Consider the following 5,955-nt stretch of genomic DNA (forward strand, 5'->3'; position numbering starts at 1 on the left):
GCCGCGGTCGCGATGCTCGCGAACCACCTGGGCGCGCGCGGCGAATCGATTCCCGCGGGCAGCGTGATCCTGTCGGGCGGCATCACCGAGGCGGTGGCCGTCGCGGCCGGCGACAGCGTGACGCTGCGCGTGCAGGACGTCGGCTCGATCGGCCTGCGTTTCATCTGAACGAATCACGACCAAACAGGAGGCCATCGTGCCGGTTGCCCATCTCTACATCCTCGAAGGCCGCGACGACGACAAGAAGGAACGCCTGATCGCCGAGGTCACGCAGGCCATTCATCGCTCGCTCGACGCGCCGGTCGAATCGGTGCGCGTGATCATCACCGAGATGCCGAAGGCGCATTTCGGGATCGGCGGGCAGAGCGCGAAACAGCGCGGGCGGTAACCCGCCACGTCCCCATGAATCGACTGAAGGAGCGTCATGTCATCCAATCCTGAAATCGGCCGCCGGATCGTCGCCGGCGGCATCGACACGAACTATCACGACTCTGGCGACGGGCCGCCCGTGCTGCTGATCCACGGCTCGGGGCCGGGTGTCACGGCCTATGCGAACTGGCGGCTCACGATGCCCGCGCTCGCGCGGCAGTTTCGCGTGATCGCGCCGGACATGGCGGGGTTCGGCGAAACCGAGCGCCCGGCCGGGTACCGCTATTCGATGGACCACTGGGTCGATCATGCGCTCGGCTTGCTCGACGCGCTCGACATCGAACGCGCGCACGTGGTCGGCAATTCGTTCGGCGGCGCGCTCGCGCTGGCACTCGCGATCCGGGCGCCCGAGCGCGTCGGCCGGCTCGTGCTGATGGGCGCGGCCGGTACGCGCTTCACGCTGACCGAAGGGCTCGATGCGGTGTGGGGTTACACGCCGTCGATCGCGAACATGCGTGCGCTGCTGGACATCTTCGCTTTCGATCGCACGCTGGTGAACGACGAACTCGCGAAGCTGCGCTACGACGCGAGCGTGCGGCCCGGCTACCAGGAGGCGTTCGCGAACATGTTTCCTGCACCGCGCCAGCGCTGGGTCGATGCGCTCGCGAGCGATGAAGCGAAGCTGCGCGCGCTGACGCACGACACGCTGATCGTGCACGGCCGCGAGGATCGCGTGATTCCGCTCGAGAGTTCGCTGAAGCTGCTCGAGCTACTGCCGAACGCCCAGCTCCATGTGTTCGGCCGGTGCGGGCACTGGACGCAGATCGAGCATGCCGCGCGCTTCAACCAGCTCGTCATCGAGCATTTCGGCGCAAAGCCGTAACCGCAGTCGTAGCAAATCGGAAGGACGTGTTGCCGCCGCGTAGCAGGCGGCGGCAACGCAGGTGCTCAAGAAAGTACCCATACAAAAAATCAATTCAGTAGAACGAATATTGGAGACGTCGATGAAACGGAAGTCTGCATTCGGGTTGCGCGCGCTCGCCGCGTGCGCGGGCATCGCATTGAGCACGGGCGCCTGGGCGACGGAAGGGGGCGGCGACACGATCGGCGAGGGCGCGGAAGCGTTCTTCGCCGGCGCGCTGCCGCCAGCCGGGTTGTACGCGCTGCTGTACTACACGCATTACCACGCGTCGCGCTTCAACGATTCGCATGGCAACGGCTCGGTGCCCGGCTTCAAGCTCGATGCGGACGTGCTGATTCCGCGCGTGGTCTGGATGTCGAACCTGTCGGTGCTCGGCGGGCGCTACGGCGCGTATGCGGTGCTGCCGATGCAGCGTCTCTCGCTCGATGCGGGCGGCGCGTCGTTCGACCGCACCAACCTGGGCGACCTGATCGTCAGCCCCGCGCTGATCGCGTGGGGGGCGGGCGCGTTGCGCACGGTCGCGGCGATCGAGTTCGTGTTTCCCACCGGGCAGTACGACGCGAACGCGGCGCTGAACACCGGCAAGAACTACTACACCGCGCGGCCGGTGTTCGGCGTGTCGTGGCTGCCGAACGACAAGGTCGAGGTGTCCGCGAAGATCACGTACAGCTTCAACTCGCCGAACAACGACACGCACTACCACTCGGGGAACCTGTTTCACATCGACTATTCGGCGAGCTATGCGGTCACGCCGAAGGCGCGGGTCGGGCTGTCGGGCTACTTCGTCAAGCAGACCACGGACGACATGCAGAACGGGCAGCCGGTCGCGGGCGACGGCTTTCGCGGCCAGACGTTCGCGATCGGGCCGGGGTTTCGCTATCAGTTCAGCAAGATCAGCGTGGAAGCGCGCGTCGTGAAGGAGTTCTTCGTGCGCAACCGGCCGGCCGGGGAGGCCGTGTGGGCGAAGGCCGTCATTCCGTTCTGACCTGACGGCGCGCAGCCGGTTGCGCGCGTGACGCCGCCGTTGCGGGGCGTCACGCTTCACTTCACCGTGCGTTACCGCGCCAGCACCGCGAGACGCGGGAACAGCGGCAAAGCGTTCGCGTGGTTGATCGCGGCGTGCCGGTCGGCGCCGAGCGCCGCATACGCATCCTGTGCGTGGGTGAACGACGCGCTGACGGCGGGCGGCGCGTACGGGAAGTCGCTGCCGTACAGCACGCGATCGGGTTGCGCGAACGCGGTGAGGCTCGGCAGCGCGGACGGCGACGACAGCGCGGTATCGAAGTAGAACGTGCGCAGCAGGTCGAGCAGCCCGTCGCGATTAGGCACGTCGTTGCGCACGCCCGGCGCGAGTTCGGCAAAGCGGTACGCGGTGTACGGCAGGAAGCCGCCCGCGTGCGACAGGATGATGCGCACGTTCGGGTGCCGTGCGATCACGCCGTTGAGCACGAGCTGGACGGCCGTGCGCGTCGTATCGAACGGATAGTCGAGCAGCGGGCCGGGCATCCCGGGTATCGCATCGATCGCCGGCTTCGCCGGGTGGATGAACACGACCGCGCGGCGGCGGTCGAGTTCTGCCCACACGGGTTCGAATGCCGCATCGCCGAGATACGTGCCGCCGTAGTTGCTGAGCAGCACGACGCCGTCGGCGTTCAGCGTGTCGAACGCGTGGCTGATTTCGGCGAGCGTGCCGTCGACGTCGGGCAGGGGCAGCGTCGCGAAGTTGCCGAAGCGGGTCGGCCGTTGTGCGACGAGGCCGGCCACGTATTCGTTGACCTGGCGCGCCATGTCGCGCTTGGCCTGGCCGTTCCAGCCCTGCACGCCGGGCGCCGTCAGCGACAGCACGCCGGTCTGGATTTCCAGCGAATCCATGAACGCGATCGCGCTTTCCGGGCTCCAGGTGGGGCTGCCCCAGCCGGACGGGTCGCCGCCGTGGGCGGGCAGGGCGTCGGCCCAGAACGGCGGGACGACGTGTTGGTGGACATCGATACGGTTGCGGTCGGACATGATTGGGCTCCTGTGGAAGTGCGCTGTCTGCCAGCGCCTGATCGTCAGGATGCGCGCGGTTGATTTTTCAATCCAATAGATTAAATTTCAGGATTGATCGTTTTGAGTGATTAATCGACCGTATGGATCTTCGTCACTTGCGCTACTTCCTCGCGGTTGCCGAGGAAGGGCATTTCGGCCGTGCGGCGGAGCGGCTGCATATCGTGCAGCCCGCGCTGAGCATGCAGATTCGCGCGCTCGAGGATGAACTGGGCACCGCGCTGTTCGAGCGCAGCACGCGCAAGGTCGCGCTGACCGACGCCGGCCGGCTGCTGGTGACCGAGGCGCGGCACACGCTCGAGCAGGCCGAGCGCGCGAAGTCGGTCGTACAGCGCGCGGCGCGCGGCGAGACGGGCGTGGTGCGGATCGGCTTCGTCGGCAATGCGGTCGCGACCGGGCGGCTGTCCGACGACCTGATCGCGTTTCATGCGGCATGGCCGGAGGTGACGCTCGACCTGCACGAGATGGCGCCGGCCGCGCAGCAGGACGCCATCCTCGCGGGCCGGCTCGACATCGGCTATTGCCCGGCGTTCGACACGGTGTTCGATCCGAAGCTGGCCGTGCGGACGGTCGGCAGCTGGGCGTGGGACGTGATGATGAGCGACCGGCACGCGCTCGCGAAGCAGCGCTCGGTGAGCGTCGCGGCACTCGCGGACGAGCCGTTCATCTTCTACGCGGCGGATGGTGACGACGAAGGGCAGCTGGCGATCCTGCGGCGGGTGCTCGGCAAGACGCCGCGCATTGCACACAAGGTGAGCAGCACGCTGTCGGTGCTGGCGTTGACGGGGGCGGGCCTCGGGGTGGCGCTGGTGCCGTCGCCGCTGAGCCGGATCGCGGCGCCGAACATCGTGTACCGGAAACTCGCCGGCGGCGTGCCGGGTTCCGAACTCGTCGCGATCAGCCGGGTCGGCGCGGAATGGGGGGCGGTACGGCAGTATCTGGCGATGCTGGGCGAGCGCGCCGCGTGAGCTTCGCGGCGCGCGCCGGCATTACTCTTCGTCCATCAACCGGACTTTGACCCGCTTGCCCTTGATCTTCCCGGCATTGAGCTTGCGCAGCGCGTCGTGCGCCACGCCGCGCTCGAGCGCGACATAGGTCGAGAACTCGGTCACGTTGATCTTGCCGATCTGCTTGCCGTCGAACCCGGCGTCGCCGGTCAGCGCGCCGAGCACGTCGCCCGGGCGGATCTTGTCCTTGCGCCCGCCGAGGATCTGCAGCGTTTCCATCGGCGGCAACAGCGTGTCGGTGCCGGTCGGCGTCAGCTCCGCGAGCGGATGCCATTCGACCTCGCGCTTCTGCGCCTGCTCGATCCCGCCGACGCGGCCCATCTCGTCCATGCTCGCGAGGCTCAGCGCCCAGCCGTCCTGATCCGCGCGGCCGGTGCGGCCGATGCGGTGCACGTGCACTTCGGGATCGGGCGTCACGTCGACGTTGATCACCGCTTCGAGCTGCGCGATGTCGAGCCCGCGCGCGGCGACGTCGGTTGCCACCAGCACCGAGCAGCTGCGGTTCGCGAACTGGATCAGCACCTGGTCGCGCTCGCGCTGGTCGAGCTCGCCGTGCAGCGCGAGCGCGTGGAAGCCCTGTGCGTGCAGCACGTCGAGCAGGTCGCGGCACTGCTGCTTGGTGTTGCAGAACGCGATCGTGCTCACCGGCCGGTAATGGTTCAGCAGCTGGCCCACCGCATGCAGCCGCTCGTCTTCCGTCACTTCATAGAAGCGCTGGCGGATCTTGCTGTCGTCGTGGCGCTCCGCGAGTTTCACTTCCTTCGGGTTGCGCAGGAACTGCTGGCTCAGCTTCGCGATGCCGTCCGGGTAGGTCGCGGAGAACAGCAGCGTCTGGCGCGTGGTCGGGCACATCCGTGCGACCTTCGCGATGTCGTCGAAGAAGCCCATGTCGAGCATCCGGTCGGCTTCGTCGAGCACCAGCGTATTCAGTGCGTCGAGCTTCAGGTTGCCGCGATCGAGGTGATCCATGATGCGGCCCGGCGTGCCGACGACGATGTGCGCACCGTGCTCGAGGCTCTGCGTCTGCGGGCGCATCGGCGTGCCGCCGCACAGCGTCAGCACCTTCACGTTCTCCTCGGCGCGTGCGAGGCGGCGCACTTCCTGCGTGACCTGGTCGGCGAGTTCGCGCGTCGGGCACAGGATCATGGCCTGCACGTCGAAGCGGCGCGCATCGAGGCGGGCCAGCAGCGCGAGCGAGAACGCGGCGGTCTTGCCGCTCCCCGTCTTCGCCTGCGCGATCAGGTCCTGGCCGGCCAGTGCGATCGGCAGGCTCGCGGCCTGGATCGGCGTCATGTCGACATAGCCGAGCTGCGCGAGGTTGGCGAGCGTGGCGGGCGTCAACGACAGCGCGCTGAACGGCGTGGCGGTCGGCTGGGTCATTCCAGGTCTCCGAGGTAGGGGCGGCCTTCCATCTGCTCGTAGACGACCTTGCCTTCGTCGTCTTCGAAGCGTTCGAGGTAGTTGCGCGCGCCGCACAGCGGGCAGCGGAACAGCAGCCCCTGGCCTTCGTCCTTGATGACGACGTCGGACTGCTCCCACGGCGTGCCGCAGCTCTGGTTTCGGCAGGTAAACACGGTCTTTCTCCAGCTGAATTCGGTTGGTGGCGCGCCC

General features: G+C 67.6%; 7 protein-coding genes and 1 pseudogene. 5 read left to right on the forward strand and 3 right to left on the reverse strand.

Features of this window, described 5'->3' with window-relative positions; all coding sequences use genetic code 11:
- From G3N93_RS41820 to G3N93_RS32530, 4 genes and pseudogenes are all read left to right on the forward strand, one after another.
- Window positions 1-168, forward strand: a pseudogene (locus tag G3N93_RS41820) (4-oxalocrotonate decarboxylase); the annotation flags it as partial.
- Window positions 169-196: 28 nt separating this feature from the next.
- Window positions 197-388 carry a 2-hydroxymuconate tautomerase gene (locus tag G3N93_RS32520; RefSeq protein ID WP_043178943.1) on the forward strand — a complete coding sequence of 64 codons (192 nt, stop codon included), beginning with the start codon at window positions 197-199 and terminating at the stop codon, window positions 386-388.
- A 36-nt stretch (window positions 389-424) separates the two neighbouring features.
- Entirely contained in the window at window positions 425-1,252 is an 828-nt protein-coding gene (locus G3N93_RS32525; RefSeq protein WP_174981009.1) for an alpha/beta fold hydrolase, read from the forward strand.
- A gap of 121 nt (window positions 1,253-1,373) precedes the next feature.
- Window positions 1,374-2,276 (forward strand): transporter, encoded by a 903-nt coding sequence (locus G3N93_RS32530; RefSeq protein ID WP_174939625.1) that lies wholly within the window; start codon window positions 1,374-1,376, stop codon window positions 2,274-2,276.
- Between the two features lie 71 nt (window positions 2,277-2,347).
- Here G3N93_RS32530 and hndA read toward each other — a convergent pair whose 3' ends face one another.
- Entirely contained in the window at window positions 2,348-3,298 is a 951-nt protein-coding gene (gene hndA, locus G3N93_RS32535; protein WP_206134800.1) for a 2-hydroxy-1-naphthoic acid nonoxidative decarboxylase, read from the reverse strand.
- Window positions 3,299-3,420: 122 nt separating this feature from the next.
- Between hndA and G3N93_RS32540 the strand changes: the two genes are divergently transcribed.
- Complete coding sequence (locus G3N93_RS32540; protein ID WP_206134801.1) at window positions 3,421-4,305, forward strand: LysR substrate-binding domain-containing protein; 885 nt, start codon at window positions 3,421-3,423, stop codon at window positions 4,303-4,305.
- Between the two features lie 21 nt (window positions 4,306-4,326).
- Here G3N93_RS32540 and dbpA read toward each other — a convergent pair whose 3' ends face one another.
- Together dbpA and G3N93_RS32550 are read right to left on the reverse strand one after the other, a co-directional pair.
- Entirely contained in the window at window positions 4,327-5,724 is a 1,398-nt protein-coding gene (gene dbpA, locus G3N93_RS32545) for an ATP-dependent RNA helicase DbpA (RefSeq protein ID WP_011356542.1), read from the reverse strand.
- A complete protein-coding gene (locus G3N93_RS32550; protein ID WP_011356541.1) occupies window positions 5,721-5,918 on the reverse strand; it encodes a hypothetical protein in 198 nt (65 codons plus the stop codon). Before G3N93_RS32550 ends, dbpA begins: the two co-directional genes overlap by 4 nt.
- Window positions 5,919-5,955 lie beyond the last annotated feature (37 nt).

This window comes from Burkholderia sp. Se-20378 (genome assembly GCF_017104665.1).
In the GTDB taxonomy this organism is placed as follows: Bacteria; Pseudomonadota; Gammaproteobacteria; order Burkholderiales; family Burkholderiaceae; genus Burkholderia; species Burkholderia lata.